The organism is Pseudomonas sp. B21-021, assembly GCF_024749205.1.
GTDB lineage: Bacteria > Pseudomonadota > Gammaproteobacteria > Pseudomonadales > Pseudomonadaceae > Aquipseudomonas > Aquipseudomonas paraglycinae.
In genome coordinates, this window is sequence record NZ_CP087192.1 from 6,269,254 (window position 1) to 6,287,138 (window position 17,885).

Here is a 17,885-nt window from a genome sequence, read left to right on the forward strand (position 1 = left end):
CGAGATTGCCGGTTGTTTGCTGCAAAGAACAGCCTCAGGCCCAAATCGCGGGCACAAAAAAACCGTCCGGAGACGGTTTTTTTCGTCAGAAGCGCAGCTTATTTCAGGCCGGACATCTTCTGGATGGCGCCCTTCAGCTCGTCATCCGAGCAATCAGCGCAGGTGCCTTTCGGCGGCATGGCGTTGATGCCGGTGATGGCCTTGGCCAGGATGCCGTCGAGGCCGCCCTGGTGATCGGCGCGCTCTTTCCAGGCGGCGGCGTCACCGATTTTCGGTGCGCCCAACAGGCCGGTGCCGTGGCAAGCGTTGCAATGTTTGGCAATCACTTCGTCCGGCGTCTTGGCGCCGCCACCGCCGCCTGCCGAAGCAGCGACTTCCATCCCCTTGCACTCTTGCCCTTGAACACACACCTGGCCGACCGGCTCGAGGCGTTTGGCAATGTCGTCATTCGTCGCAGCTTGAGCGCTGACAGCCCAGAGGGCCAGTACGGTTGCTGGTGCAGCCAGCATTTTCATAATTAGGTTCACGCGTTCACCCTCAATGGTGGCTATTCACGCCTGCGGCCACGGTTCGCAGGCGGGCGCAAGTATAGCGGTTAGCCCGCTTCACTGAAACAACCCCAAAGTCGAAGGGGTTATATCGCGCTGTGGAAAAACGTTTCGGGTGCCTTCGCCGGTATGGCCTGGCGCCTCTTTGTTTAAAAATTCGCCGGCGTGGCTGCGCTGATTAGTCGCGCCGGTGCATCGAACGGATTACGGAAACGATGCGGCTTGGTACTTTCAAAGTAGTAGCTGTCGCCGGCTTCGAGGATAAAAGTTTCAAGACCCACCACAAGCTCCAGGCGGCCTTCCACCAGAATTCCGGTTTCCTCGCCTTCGTGGGTGAGCATTTCTTCACCGGTATCGGCGCCCGGTGGGTAGATTTCATTGAGGAACGCGATGGCCCGGCTCGGGTGCGCGCGGCCGACCAGTTTCATGGTCACGGCGCCGTCGGAAATGTCGATCAGCTCGTTGGCCTTGTAGACGATCTGGGTCGGTTTTTCCTGCAGGATCTCTTCGGAAAAGAACTCGACCATGGACATGGGAATCCCGCCCAGAACTTTCCTCAGCGAACTGATCGAAGGGCTGACGCTGTTCTTTTCGATCATCGAAATGGTGCTGTTGGTGACGCCCGCGCGCTTGGCGAGTTCACGCTGGGAAAGCCCTTTGAGCTTGCGGATCGATTGCAGTCGTTCACCGACGTCCAAGGCTGGAGCCTCCTGATGCTGTAGAAATATTGAGCGTTATCATGGCGACAGCGTTCAGTATTTACAACACTTGGGCCCCGCTTGCGCTTCAACCCTCGGAATAGAGCCTTGGCACCCGGCGCAGGTTGCAGAAGATCTGGTACGGAATGGTGTCCGCCCACTTCGCCACGTCGCTGGCGAGGATGTTCTTGCCCCACAACTCGACGGTCGAACCGAGGCCGGCTTGCGGCACGTCAGTCAGGTCGATGCACAGCATGTCCATCGACACCCGGCCAAGAATGCGGCTGCGCTGGCCGGCCACCAGCACCGGGGTGCCGGTCGGGGCCTGACGCGGATAACCGTCGGCGTAACCCATGGCGACCACGCCGATGCGCATCGGTTTGTCGGTGATGAATTTCGCACCGTAACCCACCGGTTCGCCGGCCGGCAGTTCGCGCACGCTGATGACTTTCGACTCCAGCGTCATCACCGGTTGCAGGCGCTCGGCCACGGCGTTGGCTTCTTCGAACGGGGTGGCGCCGTAAAGCATGATGCCCGGACGCACCCAGTCGCTGTGAATCTGCGGCCAGCCCAGCACCGCCGGCGAGTTGCGCAGGCTGACTTCGGCCGCCAGGCCCTGACGCGCGGCTTCGAACACTGCGACCTGATCGGCGCTGCTCTGCTCGTGCAGCTCATCGGCCCGGGCGAAGTGGCTCATCAGCACGACTTTCGCCACGTTGCCGCTGGCCAGCAAACGCTGGTAAGCCGCCGGGTAATCCTTCGGATGCAGGCCCACGCGATGCATGCCCGAATCGAGCTTCAGCCACACGGTGATCGGTTTGCTCAACGCCGCCTGCTCGATCGCTTCGAGCTGCCACAGCGAATGCACCACGCACCAGAAATCGTGCTCGACGATCAGCGCCAGCTCATCGGCCTCGAAAAAGCCTTCGAGCAACAGCACCGGCGCGCGAATCCCGGCGGCACGCAGTTCCAGGGCTTCTTCGATGCACGCCACCGCAAAGCCGTCCGCTTCAGCCTCCAGCGCCTGGGCGCAACGCACTGCGCCATGGCCGTAGGCATCGGCCTTGATCACTGCCAGTGCCTTGGCATCGGTGACTTCACGGGCGATACGGTAGTTGTGACGCAGGGCTTGAAGGTCGATCAGGGCACGGGCAGGACGCATGGCAGCAGACTTCTTGGCGGTCATGGGAATAAAAACCGGCGCTGGCTGACGGCGTGAACCGCCAACAGCACCGGGAGAGGGATCTTTACAACGGGTTACGGCAGCGCGGCGACGATGGAGATCTCGACCAGGATGCTCGGCTTGGCCATCTTCGCTTCAACCGTGGCACGGGCCGGGGCGGCGCCTTTGGGCAGCCACTGATCCCACACCGAATTCATGCCGGCAAAGTGCGCCTCGATGTCGTTCAGGTAGATCGTCGCCGACAGCAGGTGCTGTTTGTCGGTGCCGGCCAGATCGAGCAGTCGCTCGATGTTGGCGAGGACGTCGCGGGTCTGCTGTTCGACACCGGCGTTGAAGTCATCGCCGACCTGCCCGGACAGATACACCGTACCGTTGTGGCTGACGATCTGACTCATGCGCTCATTGGTGAGCTGGCGCTGGATTGCCATGCTTTGCGGACTCCTGGGTGGTGTTGCCATAACGGGAAATATCGAGGCCTTCGGCGCTGATCTGTGGCTTTTTCTTCGCCATCAAATCAGCCAGCAAGCGACCGGAGCCGCACGCCATGGTCCAGCCGAGGGTGCCGTGACCGGTGTTCAGGAAGAGGTTCTTGAACGGGGTGGCGCCGACGATCGGCGTGCCATCCGGGGTAGTTGGGCGCAGGCCGGTCCAGAAGCTCGCTTCGGCCAGATTGCCGCCCTGAGGATAAAGGTCGTTGACGATCATCTCCAGGGTTTCGCGCCGACGCGGGTTCAGCGACAGGTCAAAACCGGCGATCTCCGCCATGCCGCCAACGCGGATGCGGTTGTCGAAACGGGTGATCGCGACCTTGTAGGTCTCGTCGAGAATGGTCGAAGTCGGTGCCATCGCCGGGTTGGTGATCGGCACGGTCAGCGAGTAGCCCTTCAACGGATACACCGGGGCCTTGATGCCCAGCGGCTTGAGCAGTTGCGGCGAGTAGCTGCCGAGGGCCAGCACGTAGCGGTCAGCGGTTTCCAGCTTGCCGTCGATCCACACGCCGTTGATGCGGTCACCGGCGAAGTCGAGGCGCTGGATGTCCTGGCCGAAGCGGAACTCCACACCGAGCTTGGTGGCCATTTCGGCGAGGCGGGTGGTGAAGATCTGGCAGTCGCCGGTCTGGTCGTTCGGCAGGCGCAGGGCACCGGCGAGGATGTCGGTGACACCGGCCAGCGCCGGTTCGACGCGGGCAATGCCGGCGCGGTCGAGGACTTCGAACGGTACGCCGGATTCTTTCAAAACGGCGATGTCCTTGGCGGCGTTATCCAGTTGCGCCTGGGTGCGGAACAACTGGGTCGTACCGAGGCTGCGGCCTTCGTAGGCGATGCCGGTTTCGGCGCGCAATTCGTCGAGGCAGTCGCGGCTGTACTCGGACAGACGCACCATGCGTTCCTTGTTCACCGCGTAACGGTTGGCGGTGCAGTTGCGCAGCATCTGCGCCATCCACAGGTACTGGTCGATGTCGGCGGTAGCCTTGATCGCCAGCGGCGCGTGGCGTTGCAACAGCCACTTGATGGCCTTGAGCGGCACGCCCGGCGCAGCCCACGGCGAGGCGTAGCCCGGCGAAACCTGGCCGGCGTTGGCGAAACTGGTCTCCATGGCCGCGGCGGGCTGCCGGTCGACCACCACCACTTCAAACCCGGCACGGGCCAGATAGTAAGCACTGGCGGTACCGATGACGCCGCTACCCAAGACCATAACGCGCATTTTGTATCCCTCATCGCGGCGTGCCGCGTACGTCTGTTGTTAGAGCAATGATGCGCGCAGTGTAAAAAAGATTAGCCAGTGCTTTTCACTGTATAAGCGCCTATATTTGGCGACAATTCTCGGCAAAAACCCTTTTCACGGAGGCGCATCCCCTATGCGTACCAACACTCAGACCAAACGTGAGCTGGACAAGATCGACCGCAACATCTTGCGGATCCTGCAGGCGGACGGGCGGATTTCATTCACCGAGCTGGGCGAGAAGGTCGGGCTCTCCACCACGCCATGTACCGAGCGGGTGCGGCGCCTGGAGCGCGAGGGGATCATCATGGGCTACAACGCCCGCCTGAATCCGCAGCACTTGAAGGGTAGTCTCCTGGTGTTCGTCGAGATCAGCCTCGACTACAAATCCGGTGATACTTTCGAAGAGTTCCGACGTGCGGTGCTGAAATTGCCCCACGTGCTGGAATGCCATCTGGTGTCAGGGGATTTCGACTATCTGGTGAAGGCGCGGATTTCCGAGATGGCCTCGTACCGCAAGCTGCTGGGCGACATCCTGCTCAAGCTGCCGCATGTGCGCGAGTCCAAGAGCTACATCGTGATGGAAGAAGTGAAAGAGAGCCTGAGCCTGCCGATTCCGGACTGATCGCTCAAACCAGCACCTGCCGGTTTTCAGCCATGTACTCGAACACCTGCTGCTCGACCCGTGGGTGAATCAGCTCCACCGGCCGCCGGCCGTTGGGGCACGGCAAGGTCTGGGTGGTGCCGAACAACCGGCAGATCAGCGGCCGCTCGTCATACACCGTGCAGCCATTCGGCCCCAGGTGCACACAGTTGAGCTCTTCCATGGCTGCGTCCTGCTCGGCGCGGGTCTTGCGCGGCAGGCGGGACATTTCCTCGGGCGAGGTGGTCACCGGCCCGCAACAGTCATGACAGCCCGGCACGCATTCGAACGTGGGAATCTGCTGACGCAGGGTGCGGATTTTCTGACTGTTGCAGCTCATTGCAGCGGTAACCGGAGCGAAATAGGCGGCAATTGTGCCGCAAAAGCCGTGATCCAGACACCACGGGCCGACCAATGTTGCCCGGCCTCGGGCCTGCGGCTTATGCTCCGTCAAATTTTCTCGACACCCGCTCAGGATGACGCCCATGAATGCCCGCGCCCAAGCCACCGCGAGCCAACCCCACGTTGCCTCCTATTACGCCGCCAGCAGCCTGCCGCAGCCCGATCATCCGGTGCTGCAAGGTGAACTGATCGCGGACGTGTGCGTAGTCGGCGGCGGTTTCTCCGGGCTGAACACCGCGCTGGAACTGGCTGAACGGGGTTTGAGCGTGGTGTTGCTGGAGGCGCACCGGATCGGCTGGGGCGCCAGCGGCCGCAACGGCGGGCAGCTGATTCGCGGGGTCGGTCACGGCCTTGATCAGTTCGCCAACGTGATCGGCGCCGACGGCGTGCGTCAGATGAAACTCATGGGCCTGGAAGCGGTGGAAATCGTCCGCCAGCGCGTCGAAAAATTTCAGATCCCCTGCGACCTGACCTGGGGTTACTGCGACCTCGCCAACAAACCTTCCGATCTGGAAGGTTTTGCCGAGGACGCCGAAGAGCTGCGCGGCCTCGGTTATCGCTACGAAACCCGACTGCTGCAAGCGAACGAAATGCACACCGTGGTCGGTTCCAACCGCTACGTCGGCGGTTTGATCGACATGGGTTCCGGGCATCTGCACCCGCTGAACCTGGCACTCGGCGAAGCCGCAGCAGCGCAGCAACTCGGGGTGAAGCTGTTCGAGCAATCGGCGGTCACCCGCATCGACTACGGCCCTGAAGTCCGGGTGCATACGGCACAAGGTTCGGTGCGAGCGAAGACTCTGGTACTGGGCTGCAACGCCTATCTCAACAATCTGAATCCGCAACTCAGCGGCAAGGTGCTGCCGGCCGGCAGCTACATCATCGCCACCGAACCCCTGAGCGAAGAACAGGCCCACGCCCTGCTGCCGCAGAACATGGCGGTCTGCGACCAGCGGGTGGCGCTCGATTACTACCGCCTCTCGGCGGACCGTCGCCTGCTGTTCGGCGGCGCCTGCCATTACTCGGGGCGTGATCCGAAAGACATCGGCGCGTACATGCGGCCGAAGATGCTGGAGGTGTTTCCGCAGCTCGCTTCAGCGAAGATCGATTATCAGTGGGGCGGGATGATCGGCATCGGTGCCAACCGTCTGCCACAGATTGGCCGGCTCGCGGATCAGCCGAATGTGTATTACGCCCAGGCTTATTCCGGTCACGGCGTGAATGCCACGCACCTGGCGGGCAAGCTGCTGGCCGAGGCCATCAGCGGCCAGCACAGCGGCGGCTTCGACCTGTTCGCCAAAGTGCCACACATCACCTTTCCCGGCGGCAAGCATCTGCGTTCGCCGCTGTTGGCGTTGGGGATGTTGTGGCACCGACTTAAAGAGTTGGTCTGATGGACTTTCAGCGTCCCTGAAGACGACTTCGCGAGCAAGCTCGCTCCCACAGTTGACCGCGATCTGCCTGCCAGACACGGTCGAATGTGGGAGCAAGCTTGCTCGCGAATCTAAAGATCACCGCAGAACTCAGATCCGCCAGAACGGCTTCAACCCCTCCTCCAGCGCCTGCTCGCGGGTCAGCCCGATGTCCTTGAGCTGTTCCGGCGTCAGGCGCAGCAACGCCTTGCGCGTGTGCAGACGATGCCAGAACAGGCCCCAGCGACTCAGGCCGGACGGCGCATTGCGCATGATCTCGTTGCGCGCGTTGTCCTGTTGCCCTGCCTCCAGTTCCTGACTGTGTAACGTCAGCCGCACATCGCTCAAACCGTTCATTTTCATTGCTCCTGTTTACTTGGGTAGCCAGAGATTCCATGATGCGCGGGCGAGCAAAAGCATTACAGATTCAACACATCTGTATTATTTCCATACAGATTTGCTGTCTCTGAGACTGAATTGTCGATTTACGCCGCATCTGTACTGGTTTAACGAATCATCTGCATCGAGGCAGTGCCATGACGCTCTATATGAACCTCGCCGAACTGCTCGGCACCCGCATCGAACAAGGCTTCTACCGTCCTGGTGATCGCCTGCCGTCGGTGCGCGCCTTGAGCGTAGAACACGGGGTCAGCCTGAGCACGGTGCAGCAGGCCTATCGCATGCTGGAAGACAGCGGCCTGGCCACGCCGAAACCCAAGTCCGGGTACTTCGTGCCGGTCGGTCGCGAGTTGCCGGAACTGCCGGCAGTCGGGCGTCCCGCGCAGCGGCCGGTGGAAATTTCCCAGTGGGATCAGGTGCTGGAGCTGATTCGCGCCGTGCCGCGCAAGGACGTGGTGCAACTCGGTCGCGGCATGCCGGACATCTCGTCACCGACAATGAAACCGCTGCTGCGCGGACTGGCCCGTATCAGCCGTCGTCAGGACATGCCCGGTCTGTATTACGACAACATCCACGGCACCCTCGAACTGCGCGAACAGATCGCCCGGCTGATGCTCGATTCCGGCTGCCAGTTGAGCGCCAGCGATCTGGTGGTCACCACCGGTTGCCACGAAGCGCTGTCCACCAGCATCCACGCGATCTGCGAACCCGGCGACATCGTTGCGGTGGACTCGCCGAGCTTCCACGGCGCCATGCAGACCCTCAAAGGGCTGGGCATGAAAGCCCTGGAAATCCCCACCGACCCGCTCACCGGCATCAGCCTCGAAGCGCTGGAACTGGCGCTGGAGCAATGGCCGATCAAGGTCATCCAGCTCACGCCCAACTGCAACAACCCGCTCGGCTACATCATGCCGGAGTCGCGCAAACGCGCCCTGCTCAACCTGGCCCAGCGCTTCGACGTGGCAATCATCGAGGACGATGTGTATGGCGAACTGGCCTACACCTACCCGCGTCCGCGCACGATAAAGTCCTTCGACGAGGATGGCCGCGTCTTACTCTGCAGTTCGTTTTCCAAGACTCTCGCGCCGGGATTGCGCATCGGCTGGGTCGCGCCCGGTCGCTATCTCGAACGCGTGCTGCACATGAAATACATCAGCACGGGCTCTACAGCACCACAGCCGCAGATCGCCATCGCCGAATTCTTAAAGGCCGGGCACTTCGAACCGCATTTGCGGCGGATGCGCACGCAATACCAGCGCAATCGCGACGTGATGATCGACTGGGTAACGCGCTATTTCCCGGCCGGGACCCGCGCCAGCCGCCCGCAAGGCAGCTTCATGCTCTGGGTCGAACTGCCGGAAGGTTTCGATACCCTGAAACTGAATCGTGCGCTGCACGATCAGGGCGTACAGATTGCTGTCGGCAGCATCTTTTCCGCCTCGGGCAAGTACCGCAACTGCCTGCGCATGAACTACGCGGCCAAACCGACAGCCCTGATCGAAGAGGCCGTGCGCAAGGTCGGCGCGGCCGCGATCAAGCTGTTGGCCGAGGTCGATTAGTCCACCGTAAATGCGCCCTGACCTTCAAACCGCTCCGGATCGACGGGGCGGCTTGAGGCGTCATCGACCCGCGCATCCAGTTCCATCTCCACTTCCAGCAGGCTGCCCCGGGCACCGGCGTCCGCCTGCCATGGGACGACGTGGATACCCGGTCGCAGGAAATCACCTTCCACCGGTTGGCCGGTGTCCAGCCGCCAGTGCACCGCCGCACCGTCGAGACGCACAGCCACGATACGCAGTTGCAACGTGCCCGCCGCCCAACGGAAACGTTGCGGATCAGCCGGGGGCGCGGCGAAAGCCCAGCGCATCAAGCGCACGTCGGGACAGCGCACCCGCAAGTGCACGCTGCGCAGACCAAAGCCCGGACCCCGGCCATCAAGCGCCGTGCGTTGCAGCAGGTCGGCGCGCGTTGCGCTACCCACGTTCACGCTCGCGGGCGACAGGCTTGACTGACACGCTTCGGCGCCCGACGCCGGTTCAAATACCAGGCACAGCAGCACGACCAGGACCAGCAGAAATTTCATCAGATGCACTCGTTCAGGACAGCTCGGCCGGCGCGCAGGTGGCATCGACCCGCTCGATGAGCGCGCTGTCGTCAGGGGATTCGGAAAGCGGGAAACGCAACTCGCACCGCGTGTTGTCAGGAAGCTGCACATGCAGACGCTGACCGGCTTTTGCGTCGGGCAGAAAAATCGTTCCGGCATCCTGGACCGTTGTCAGGTAGCGGCCCTGCTCATCGTGAACACTCAACCCCTTGGCCAGCCATTGCTGGTCGACGGTCATGGCGTTGAGCAACAATCGCCGGACGGTGACGAGGGAAAAGTCCAGATGCTGCACCGACCCACGGGCCGGCTGCACTTCCTTCACCCCGTCGAGCACTTCGACGTTGCGCGACAGGCTGAGCGGGTCGATTTCCAGCCGTGCGGTCGACCAGGCGGGCAGGCTCGCCGCGACTGCGTGACCCGAACCATCGGTCCAGACCGGTCCTTGGGGCGTGTTCAGTTTTACGCCTGATCGATCACCGGCCTTGAGTACGCCGAAGGTGTCGCGCAGGGGATAAGGCGACAAGGTTGCGCCGTCGCGATGCAGCGCCACACCACCGCGCAGCCCCACGTCGTAATCGGTCGCGCCGGATCGCTGGCCGACGCCGACGTCCAGGCTGGTGTAGCGCGGCAGCGCATTGAAACGCACGCCGTAACTGGCCGCAGTCTCATCGCGGTACTCCGCGTTGGCGCTGTAGGCCAGGTTTTCACCCAGTACGTCGCTGACGGCCACGCCCCGGCGCAGGCCGGATCGATCATCACGGCGCACATAGCCGCGCAGCCTTCGCTGGCCACCGAGCGCCATTCCCAGCGTCAGGTAAGCGGAGTTGCCCAGGCGATCAGATGCCGTGTCGCCGATGGCACGTTCCAGGTTCAACGAAAGGCTGATGCGCTCAGGCAATGTGCGCGACCACGAGAGGCCAAGACGCGACTGCGACGGCTCACCCTGAGTCGAATATCGCGACCAGGTCGCCCCGAATGCACCCCATTGATCCACCGAGCCGGTGAGAGAAAACACCAGGTGATCGCGACCGGGGGATTCGGCCCGGTGGAGCTCCTGATCCCAGCCGGTGTCTGACAGCGTGCGAAAATTCCGGCTCTGGCGCACTGCGACCAGGCTCGTCGACAGGCTCTCGGACAGCGGCGCACTGAGCGTCAGTTGTGTCTGGCTGCCTCCCGCGCCACTGGAGCGGTCATCGGACAGCACCTGTCGCAGGCCCATTGCGTAGCCGCCGGCCCACTGCCGCTGCAGGCCCCAGCCTGTCGACAGGTAGTCAGTTGCCGCGAGCAAACCGGCGCTCAGTCGGGCGGCCTGCCCCCAATCCCAATCTTTGCTGAACGCGGTGAAAGAAGGCGTCTGTCGGTCGTCCGAGCCCAGCCGTCGCACCGTGCCCAGCGCAAAGTTGAAACCGCTCGGCCCGGCCCATTGTGCTTCGTGGAGGCTGGCCGCCGGCACGCGCAAGCGCCGCGCCTGCCCATCCTGTTCGTGGATGGTCACCTCAAGATCAATCCGGTTGCTCAGCAGCGGCAGTGCTCGCAGCGTGAACGGCCCACTCGGCACCATGGTGGTGTAGATCAACACGCCGTTCTGCCGGACTTCAATGCGGGCCGGCGAATACGCGACACCTTCCACCTGCCCGCGCGCGCCGTCCTGCGCCGCGCGCAACTGGGTGAATGCCGCTTCCGGCACGATCTGCACGCCGTTGAAGGATTCGCCGGCAAACAAGCTCGACGCGAGATTCAATTGCCCGACCTGCAGGCTGGCTTCGGCGTCCTCCAGGGTACGCGCACCGTAGGCATACAGGTGCTCGAACCGTGAGTTGCCGGACGTCGACGTGTAGGACTGTCGGCTGCGCAGCACCCATTCCCCGGCATTCAGGCCGACCTCCGAACCGAGGCTTTGAAACCTGTCGTGCCGGCCTTCATGCTGACTGCCGACCATCAACGCGTCGTAGTTGAAAACGCCGGCCGTACCACCATGGACGAAGTTGTTTGGCGCACGCTCCGCCAGCATCAGACTGTCGGTCGGTACCAGCAGGTCAATCCGTTCGCGTCCCGGGTCCAGTCGCACGATTGCTTCGGGAAATCCCTCCGCCAGCGTCATGCACTGCTCCGGTCGCAACTTGTCCATCGAGGTTGGCGGGCGTACTCCCGCAACGTTCAGCCATTGGGGGTGCAGGCACAGCTCGCCGAGCTCGTTGAACGCCACCCGCACACGGCCTCGGGTATGTCCGTTGACCTCAAGCGCTACGGAATGCTCGCCTTGGATGAAGCGCGGCGCTTCACGAAAGTACGCCGCCAACGCGGGATCGATGCCACGATCTCTCAACACACGGGCGTCGAACTCCAGTGACTCGGCTGCCAGCGCACTGCAGTTGGCCGCAAGCAGCAACACGCTCCAACGAACGCAGACCTTCATCAGCGGGTAACCGGCGCGTCGTAATGGTCGACCGCAAAGCCGTAGGTGGTGGCCGGGAAGATCCTCACCGCCATCGTCTGTGCCGAGGTGTGCAAGGGCAACTCGGCGTGCAGGCGCTCGCCGGGCAGGATGTAAGTCTTGGGCAGGGTCACCGAGCGGGTGCCCGGCAGAGGCACAATCGTTTTCGCCAGCCGCACCACGTAGGGGCTCGAATTGACGACCTGTACACCGTTGGCATCCATTGACCAGGTCAGCCGCTTCCAGGGCTCACGTTCGACCGGCAATCCGGCAGGGCGCAAAATCACTGGCAGGTTCTGGCGTACACCGAGAGCAACCCGGGCTCCGGCAGCGTCACTGACAGGACTGATCCCCTCAAAGATCACCCGCTTGAGGCGTTCGGTTTTCAGCGGTTGCCGGTTTTGCAGAATGAATCGCACTTGCTGAATGCCGCCCGGTTCAACCCGGGCAATGGGCGGGGTGAAGATCAGCAGTACATCGTCGCGGTCCTCGATGTTCTCAACAGTGGTGTGCAGCAGTGCGGGATGCGTGTCGGTATTGCGCACGTTCATCACCGCCTCACCCATGCCCTCCTCGACCAACAGCACCGGCGTCTGCGGAACCATTCCGGCGGCGTGGGCCAGCGGCATTGAAAACCATGCGGACAGGCACAGCGGCGCCGTCCTGAGAACAGACTTGAAAGAAATGAGCATCGGGATAATCCGTGAAATCCTGGATGCGATCCGGCAGATGCCGGACCGCGCTCGCGTGCGTCAGTCAGTCCCGGTGCGTGAGAGGCACCGGGACGCCGCCGTCAGAGATAGAACATGTCGAATGTCACGGAGCCGTCCAGCGGGATTTCGTTGGCAATCGGTAGAGCGTTGCTTGGGCCGATGATCGGCAGCAGGTGCATCGGGAAACCGTGGTGACGGGCGGCAACCGGACCGGTCGCGGCGCTGGCGCCCCACGAGTACAACTGCGGTGCATTGCTGACCAGCGTACTGGTCGGCACACGCCATGTCGGGACCGCCAGCGTCCGGGTCAGCAATGTCTGCGCGTTGCCGTCAGTCTCGGGAATGCCGTGACGCAAGGCGAAACCCCCAATGGGGGTACCGTTGATGTCACCCAACCCGTAGAACAGCGCCGGATCACTCTGCCCGGCACCATCACTGATGCCCGGCAGCTTGGTGCCAGCCCGGTTATCGCGCACCGACACTTCCACCGGAGCCGGTGCATCGCAATTGATGTGCAGAGACACATCGCGACCGGCCAGCGAGGTCTGGGTCGTCGGATTCAAAGTCGCTGCCGAAATCTTGCGCAGATCCACCGTGCTGCCACCGGCGAAGGCCGGAATGCAGGACGTCGGAATAATGGTGCCGATGACATTCAGGTCAACGCTTTCTGCCATTGCCATTGTTGGCAGCAGCGCCGCCGCCAGTACTGCAAGACGGTATGTCTTTTTCATAAGCCGTAATCTTCCATTTGATTGACAGTTCAGTCCCTACAAACTTGGTATGTAAGTAAGCGGGCTGATGATTGCGGCTTATGAGAGATAAATCTGTAGGAAACGGGAGCGCTTAAACAGCGAAATCACGACTGGTTCAATAGGTAATTTGAGCTTGGTGGCGGGATCCTACGCTGCCGTGGCCCGATGCTTTGAACCGCCCTGTTTCCGGGGTCCGAGATTCAGTACGCCTGAAAGCGCAGATCGATCCCGAACCGGGTCAGATCGGCAACCCGGGTCTGCGCTGACCCTACCCGTCCTTCAAGTTCCACTTCGACGTCCATGCGCTGACCTTCCAGTGCAACGCCCGCCCGCGCGGGAATCAGGCTTTGCCCGGAGGGCCAGACAGCCGCGCCGGATGCGCTACCCGGTTCAAATCCAAGCCACTGCGCGGCCTTGCCATCCACCCGGACAGCCATCACATGGACCCTCAACGCCCCTGCGCCAAACCGATAGTCCACGGTATCCGCGGCCGGCGCCGCCAGGTCGAGTCGCAGCGCAACTGTCCGTTCACACTGAACGGTGATCTGCACCCGTCGGCGCCCGAAACTCAGCTGGTCATTATCCAGGGGCTGCTGCAGCAACTGACCGCGCGTCATCGCTCCAAAGTCGATGGAAGGCTGCCCCAGCCTGACTGCACAGCCCGACTGCGCCTGTGCCTGATCGACGATAAATACGGCACTGAGCAATGCCAGACCGATCGTGCCGGTATTCAAACGATGCATGGTGACTGACTCCTAAACCGCGTGGCAGGTGGCTTGAGCTGTTTCGTACAGCGATTGGGTGTCGGGTGGTTCGCCGAGGCTGTAGACCAACCGGCAGCGAATGCCATCGGGCAGCACCACGTGCAAACTCGTGTCTGGCCGGACATCGGGCAAGAAGATCGTGCCGGCCTCCAGTACGTTGGTGATGTACTGTCCCTGCGCGTCGAAAACGGCTCCGCCCTTGCGCAGAAGAACGTTGTCGGCGGTGCGCGCCTGCAACAGCACGCGCCGCGCGGTGACCATGTCGAACGCCAGATGCGCGAAGGCGCCACGCCCGGCTTCGACCTCTTGAAAAGCGTTGTGCACATCGACATTGCGTCCCAGGCTGGCCGTGTCCAGCTCGACCCGTCCTTTGCTGTACGCCGGCAGACTCGCTGCCACGGCGTGTCCGGAATGATCAGTCCAGACCGGGCCTCGCGGGGTGTTCAACCTGACGCCGGCGCTGTCGCCGGCCTTGAGCAAGGCGAAGGTTTCGCGCAGCGGATAAGGCGACAGCGTTACGCCACCACCGTGCACCAGCGCACCGCCACGCAGGCCGATGTCATAGTTCTGGCTATCCGCACCACTGCGCGAATAGCCCATATCCAGCTGGCTATAGCGGGGCAACAGATTGACCCGTCCGTTGAACCCGGCGCTGCCGTCATCCGGTCGCTCGGCGCCGATGCTGTAGGCCAGGGTGTCGCTGAACTGTTCATTGAATCGCAGACCGCTGCGGGTGCCGCTCACGTCGTCGTTACGCACGTAACCGCGCAAGGTCTGGCGCGCGCCCAGAGGCAGGCTGACACTCAGATAGGCGGCTGTGCCACGGGCATCGTCGGAGGCCCCGGCGACATCCCGCTCAACCGTCAATGTCACATTGGCCCGCCGAATGCTCTGCGACCAGGCCAGGGCGACTCTGGACGTGGCCGTCCCGTCAAACAGGGAAAACCGCGAGTAGCTGGCAGAAAAGCCTCCGTAAACCGGACTGCTGGTGCTGAGGTTTGCCGTCAGTTGATTGCGCACTCGCTGGAACGGTCGATCATTGCGCGAATCCCAGGTGGTGTCCGACAGCGTGCGGAAACCCTGGGTCTGCTGGGTCAGCGCAACACTTGTCGACAACCTTTCACTCAACCGACCGCTGGCCGTCCACTGCAATTGCGTGCCGGACACGGCCTGATCCTGTGCCCGGGAAATCACCTGGCGCCCACCGAGTATCAGCCGATCACCGATGCCGCCCTGCATTGCCCAGCCCAGCGACTCATAGCCTGTGCCAAACATGGCGCCGGCCGTGACCTGCCCGCGCGAGCCCAGCCGCCAGTCCTTGCTGGCAGCGGCAAAGGACGGCGCATCACGCTCGTCACCGGCGTAGCGCCTCACCTGACCGACCGCCAGCCCATAGCCTGCCGCCCGGCCCGTCATCCCGCCCCGCAACTGCGTCGCCGGCACAATGAAACGCCGCTGCTGACCGTCCTCTTCATGCACCGTCACTTCCAGGTCCACGCTCTGGCTGAGCAGCGGCAAACCCACCAGCGTGAACGGCCCACTGGGCACCACCGTGGTGTAGATCAGCGCACCGCTCTGGGTGACTTCGATTCGCGCCGCGGAATAGGCGATGCCTTCAACCCGCGCACCGGAGCTGTCATCGTCCAGCGCCATCAGGGCCAGTTCCGGTTGCACCTGGAAGCCGTTGAAGGCCTCACCGGAAAACAGCGGCGAGACCATGTTCAACTGACCCAGTTGCAGGTTGGCCTGATAGCGTTCCGAAGTGTGCGAGGCGTAGGCATACAAATGCTCGAGGCGATTCTCTCCGGCGAACTCGCTGTACACCTGCCGACTGCGAAACGACCAGTCCGCCGCATTCAGGCCCAGCTCGGCATTCAGATTGCGGAACTGCGAAGACTGGCCGGCGAAACGACTGCCCAGCAGCAAGGCGTCGTAGTTGAACAGGCCTGCCGTGCCCCCGTTGAGGAAGCTGCGACGGGCCGGGCGATCAGGCACCAGCGCATCGGTGGGCAACAGCAGCGAGATATGTTCCTGCGACGGATCGGCTTGTACCACCGCACCCGGAAAGTACCGGGCGAACAGTTCGCATCCCGAATCACCCGTCGACTCGACGTGATCCGCCGCCCGAAATCCGCCCCGCTCCGGAAGTGAAGGCGTGAAACACAACTCGCCTTCGGCATTGAACGCGACCTGCACCTGCCCCTTCGCAACGCCGTTGACCGATAGCGAGACTGACTGCACGCCCTCGCGAAAACGTGGCGCCTGACTGAAGTATTCGGCCAGGCGCGGATCCAGCCCGCGTGATTTCAATACATCCTGATTGAACTGCACGGACAGCCCCTCGGCGCTTCTGGCGACAGGGGCGGTGCCGAGAACGATGATCAACGCCGCGCCGGCCAGACAACCTCGATGCATCAATCCGTCACCAAAGGAGCATCGAAGTGCGCAATGGCGAAACCGTAGGTGGTCACTGGAAACAGTCGCACCTGGAGCGGCGAACCGCTCGGATCAGGCGTCCCGCTCAAGGTCAGTTGCTCGCCGGGCAGCACATACGTGCGGCCCAGATCCATCTCTTTGTTGTCGGGCAGCAGCGTCACCGAATGGCCCAGCCGCACCACGTACGGGCTGGGATTGCGCACCTGAATGTCAGTGCCCTGTCGCGACCACACCAGATGCTTCCAGGGCTCGCGGTCGACCGGCAGATTCGCCGGGCGCAGGATCGCCGGAATGTTCTGGCGCAGGCTCAGACTCACCTGCGCCTTGCCCGTCGAGTCCTGCGGAGCGATCCCCTCGAAGATCACGCGCTTGAGGCGTTCGGTCTTCAAAGGCTCTGCACTGCGCAGGATGAAACGCACGCGCTGCGTTGCCCCGGGCTCGACCCGTGCCACCGGCGGTGTCAGCAGCAGCAATGACTCGGTATCTTGCGGCACGTCTTCGACAGACGTGTGCAGGAGCGCGGGATGCGACTCGCTGTTGAACACATTGATACCGGCCTCACCCACGCCTTCGTCGAGCACAACGACAGGCGTCTCGGGAACCATTCCCGCCGCCCGGATCGGGCCGGGCACCCAAAAAGAAACCAGCAGCACACTGGCGATGGCTTTTCGCACAAAGGCGTTCATGACGTTGTCCACGGGCGAGCGCGCAGCCGGCATCCGTGCCGGGCCACAGGCCAGCCGATAACATTGATTGGAAAGGACAGGCCCCGGAAGCGACCGGTGCCTGTCGATGATTGGCGCGTTGCGCGCTCTGTCAGAGGTAGAGCAGCTCGAACGTTGCCGAGCCGTTGAGCGCGATTTCAGAAGTAATCGGCAGGTTCGCCGACGGGCCGATGACCGGCACCAGCGTCATGGGAAAGATGTGCACGACGCCCGGCGTCGGGCCTGCGGCCAGGGATCCTCCCCACGAATAGCGAAGATTGCCGCCATCCGCATTTTTTCCGACCAGCGTGGCCGTATCGGGGGTGTCCCAGTTGGCCATGCCCCCTTGCTTGTACATGATCATCGAAGGTTTGCCATCGACGGTGGGTGTACCGTATCGCAGGCCGTAACCACCGATCTTGGCGCCCGCGACTTGTCCGATTCCGTAGATGTACATCGCCCAATCGGTGCCATCCACGACGATACCGGGCAGCTGGGTATGTGCCTGGTTGTCATGCACTTTGATGGCCATCGGCGCATTTGCCGAACAACGGATGCTCAGCGTTACATTGCGGGTTTGCAGCTCGGTCTGCCGGTCGCGATTCAGTGACCCGGCGGGGATGTCCCCTAACTCGACCGTATTACCGTCAGCAAAGGACGGCGTACACGAGGTCGGGATGATGGTGCCGGTGATGGTCAGGTCTGCACCATCGGCCATGGCCAGTGCCGGACACAGGGCGCTTGCGACAGCGATTGCACGAAAGATCTTGCGCATGAAAATTCTCACTCCATAAGAATCGAAAGATGACAGCCAGCTGCGCTTCTTCTGCTGAAAAACAGGAAACGTCCTGCTTCAGAATCAGCGTTGTCATTATTCCGATTGCTTCCCGGCAGTGATGTAAGGCGAGGGTGTATTGCGCGCTGGAAAAATCGCTGCGGGGCGTAGCTGATGAGAGCCGGAAAAATCCGCC

18 protein-coding genes are annotated in these 17,885 nt (G+C 62.5%); 3 read left to right on the plus strand and 15 right to left on the minus strand.

Annotated features, from left to right (window positions below; translation table 11 throughout):
• Positions 1-98: 98 nt before the first annotated feature.
• From LOY31_RS28355 to dadA, 5 genes are all read right to left on the minus strand, one after another.
• Entirely contained in the window at positions 99-515 is a 417-nt protein-coding gene (locus LOY31_RS28355; protein WP_085606091.1) for a cytochrome c5 family protein, read from the minus strand.
• A gap of 182 nt (positions 516-697) precedes the next feature.
• Positions 698-1,246 (minus strand): cupin domain-containing protein, encoded by a 549-nt coding sequence (locus tag LOY31_RS28360; RefSeq protein ID WP_003229444.1) that lies wholly within the window; start codon positions 1,244-1,246, stop codon positions 698-700.
• An 88-nt stretch (positions 1,247-1,334) separates the two neighbouring features.
• Positions 1,335-2,408, minus strand: coding sequence for an alanine racemase (gene alr / locus LOY31_RS28365; protein ID WP_258712610.1), 1,074 nt, complete (start codon positions 2,406-2,408; stop codon positions 1,335-1,337).
• Between the two features lie 95 nt (positions 2,409-2,503).
• Entirely contained in the window at positions 2,504-2,857 is a 354-nt protein-coding gene (locus LOY31_RS28370; protein ID WP_039765240.1) for a RidA family protein, read from the minus strand.
• Entirely contained in the window at positions 2,829-4,133 is a 1,305-nt protein-coding gene (dadA, locus tag LOY31_RS28375) for a D-amino acid dehydrogenase (protein ID WP_007954487.1), read from the minus strand. The genes LOY31_RS28370 and dadA overlap by 29 nt, the downstream gene beginning before the upstream one ends.
• A gap of 154 nt (positions 4,134-4,287) precedes the next feature.
• Between dadA and LOY31_RS28380 the strand changes: the two genes are divergently transcribed.
• Positions 4,288-4,776 carry an Lrp/AsnC ligand binding domain-containing protein gene (locus LOY31_RS28380; protein WP_003177284.1) on the plus strand — a complete coding sequence of 163 codons (489 nt, stop codon included), beginning with the start codon at positions 4,288-4,290 and terminating at the stop codon, positions 4,774-4,776.
• A gap of 4 nt (positions 4,777-4,780) precedes the next feature.
• Here LOY31_RS28380 and LOY31_RS28385 read toward each other — a convergent pair whose 3' ends face one another.
• Positions 4,781-5,134, minus strand: a complete 354-nt coding sequence (locus LOY31_RS28385; RefSeq protein ID WP_085606094.1) for a YkgJ family cysteine cluster protein — start codon at positions 5,132-5,134, stop codon at positions 4,781-4,783.
• A gap of 145 nt (positions 5,135-5,279) precedes the next feature.
• Between LOY31_RS28385 and LOY31_RS28390 the strand changes: the two genes are divergently transcribed.
• Entirely contained in the window at positions 5,280-6,590 is a 1,311-nt protein-coding gene (locus LOY31_RS28390) for an FAD-binding oxidoreductase (protein ID WP_207984318.1), read from the plus strand.
• Between the two features lie 129 nt (positions 6,591-6,719).
• On the opposite strand, the gene LOY31_RS28395 is transcribed toward LOY31_RS28390, so the two are convergent.
• Positions 6,720-6,965 (minus strand): DUF1127 domain-containing protein, encoded by a 246-nt coding sequence (locus LOY31_RS28395; RefSeq protein WP_007954481.1) that lies wholly within the window; start codon positions 6,963-6,965, stop codon positions 6,720-6,722.
• A gap of 179 nt (positions 6,966-7,144) precedes the next feature.
• Here LOY31_RS28395 and LOY31_RS28400 point away from each other — a divergent pair, with 179 nt between their 5' ends.
• Positions 7,145-8,566: a PLP-dependent aminotransferase family protein gene (locus LOY31_RS28400; RefSeq protein WP_258712611.1), complete on the plus strand. Its 1,422-nt coding sequence runs from the start codon at positions 7,145-7,147 to the stop codon at positions 8,564-8,566.
• On the opposite strand, the gene LOY31_RS28405 is transcribed toward LOY31_RS28400, so the two are convergent.
• The 8 genes from LOY31_RS28405 to LOY31_RS28440 all read right to left on the minus strand — a co-directional run bounded on the left by LOY31_RS28405 (position 8,563) and on the right by LOY31_RS28440 (position 17,689).
• Entirely contained in the window at positions 8,563-9,090 is a 528-nt protein-coding gene (locus LOY31_RS28405) for a hypothetical protein (RefSeq protein WP_258712612.1), read from the minus strand. The two genes, LOY31_RS28400 and LOY31_RS28405, sit on opposite strands and share 4 nt — an antisense overlap.
• 13 nt (positions 9,091-9,103) lie before the next feature.
• Positions 9,104-11,527 (minus strand): fimbria/pilus outer membrane usher protein, encoded by a 2,424-nt coding sequence (locus tag LOY31_RS28410; protein ID WP_258712613.1) that lies wholly within the window; start codon positions 11,525-11,527, stop codon positions 9,104-9,106.
• Positions 11,527-12,237: a fimbria/pilus chaperone family protein gene (locus LOY31_RS28415; RefSeq protein WP_258712614.1), complete on the minus strand. Its 711-nt coding sequence runs from the start codon at positions 12,235-12,237 to the stop codon at positions 11,527-11,529. Before LOY31_RS28415 ends, LOY31_RS28410 begins: the two co-directional genes overlap by 1 nt.
• 101 nt (positions 12,238-12,338) lie before the next feature.
• Positions 12,339-12,989, minus strand: a complete 651-nt coding sequence (locus LOY31_RS28420) for a DUF1120 domain-containing protein (protein ID WP_085606104.1) — start codon at positions 12,987-12,989, stop codon at positions 12,339-12,341.
• Positions 12,990-13,210: 221 nt separating this feature from the next.
• Complete coding sequence (locus LOY31_RS28425; protein WP_258712615.1) at positions 13,211-13,753, minus strand: hypothetical protein; 543 nt, start codon at positions 13,751-13,753, stop codon at positions 13,211-13,213.
• A 12-nt stretch (positions 13,754-13,765) separates the two neighbouring features.
• Complete coding sequence (locus LOY31_RS28430; RefSeq protein ID WP_258712616.1) at positions 13,766-16,189, minus strand: fimbria/pilus outer membrane usher protein; 2,424 nt, start codon at positions 16,187-16,189, stop codon at positions 13,766-13,768.
• Complete coding sequence (locus tag LOY31_RS28435; protein ID WP_085606110.1) at positions 16,189-16,896, minus strand: fimbria/pilus chaperone family protein; 708 nt, start codon at positions 16,894-16,896, stop codon at positions 16,189-16,191. Before LOY31_RS28435 ends, LOY31_RS28430 begins: the two co-directional genes overlap by 1 nt.
• 130 nt (positions 16,897-17,026) lie before the next feature.
• Entirely contained in the window at positions 17,027-17,689 is a 663-nt protein-coding gene (locus tag LOY31_RS28440; RefSeq protein ID WP_258712617.1) for a DUF1120 domain-containing protein, read from the minus strand.
• Positions 17,690-17,885 lie beyond the last annotated feature (196 nt).

Bases quoted from the DNA above. Each gene is read 5' to 3' on its own strand.
- LOY31_RS28355 (WP_085606091.1), bottom strand. From the start codon at position 515: ATGAAAATGCTGGCTGCACCAGCAACCGTACTGGCCCTCTGGGCTGTC.
- alr (WP_258712610.1), bottom strand. From the start codon at position 2,408: ATGCGTCCTGCCCGTGCCCTGATCGACCTTCAAGCCCTGCGTCACAAC.
- LOY31_RS28370 (WP_039765240.1), bottom strand. From the start codon at position 2,857: ATGGCAATCCAGCGCCAGCTCACCAATGAGCGCATGAGTCAGATCGTC.
- dadA (WP_007954487.1), bottom strand. From the start codon at position 4,133: ATGCGCGTTATGGTCTTGGGTAGCGGCGTCATCGGTACCGCCAGTGCT.
- LOY31_RS28380 (WP_003177284.1), top strand. From the start codon at position 4,288: ATGCGTACCAACACTCAGACCAAACGTGAGCTGGACAAGATCGACCGC.
- LOY31_RS28385 (WP_085606094.1), bottom strand. From the start codon at position 5,134: ATGAGCTGCAACAGTCAGAAAATCCGCACCCTGCGTCAGCAGATTCCC.
- LOY31_RS28390 (WP_207984318.1), top strand. From the start codon at position 5,280: ATGAATGCCCGCGCCCAAGCCACCGCGAGCCAACCCCACGTTGCCTCC.
- LOY31_RS28395 (WP_007954481.1), bottom strand. From the start codon at position 6,965: ATGAACGGTTTGAGCGATGTGCGGCTGACGTTACACAGTCAGGAACTG.
- LOY31_RS28400 (WP_258712611.1), top strand. From the start codon at position 7,145: ATGACGCTCTATATGAACCTCGCCGAACTGCTCGGCACCCGCATCGAA.
- LOY31_RS28405 (WP_258712612.1), bottom strand. From the start codon at position 9,090: ATGAAATTTCTGCTGGTCCTGGTCGTGCTGCTGTGCCTGGTATTTGAA.
- LOY31_RS28410 (WP_258712613.1), bottom strand. From the start codon at position 11,527: ATGAAGGTCTGCGTTCGTTGGAGCGTGTTGCTGCTTGCGGCCAACTGC.
- LOY31_RS28415 (WP_258712614.1), bottom strand. From the start codon at position 12,237: ATGCTCATTTCTTTCAAGTCTGTTCTCAGGACGGCGCCGCTGTGCCTG.
- LOY31_RS28420 (WP_085606104.1), bottom strand. From the start codon at position 12,989: ATGAAAAAGACATACCGTCTTGCAGTACTGGCGGCGGCGCTGCTGCCA.
- LOY31_RS28425 (WP_258712615.1), bottom strand. From the start codon at position 13,753: ATGCATCGTTTGAATACCGGCACGATCGGTCTGGCATTGCTCAGTGCC.
- LOY31_RS28430 (WP_258712616.1), bottom strand. From the start codon at position 16,189: ATGCATCGAGGTTGTCTGGCCGGCGCGGCGTTGATCATCGTTCTCGGC.
- LOY31_RS28435 (WP_085606110.1), bottom strand. From the start codon at position 16,896: ATGAACGCCTTTGTGCGAAAAGCCATCGCCAGTGTGCTGCTGGTTTCT.
- LOY31_RS28440 (WP_258712617.1), bottom strand. From the start codon at position 17,689: ATGCGCAAGATCTTTCGTGCAATCGCTGTCGCAAGCGCCCTGTGTCCG.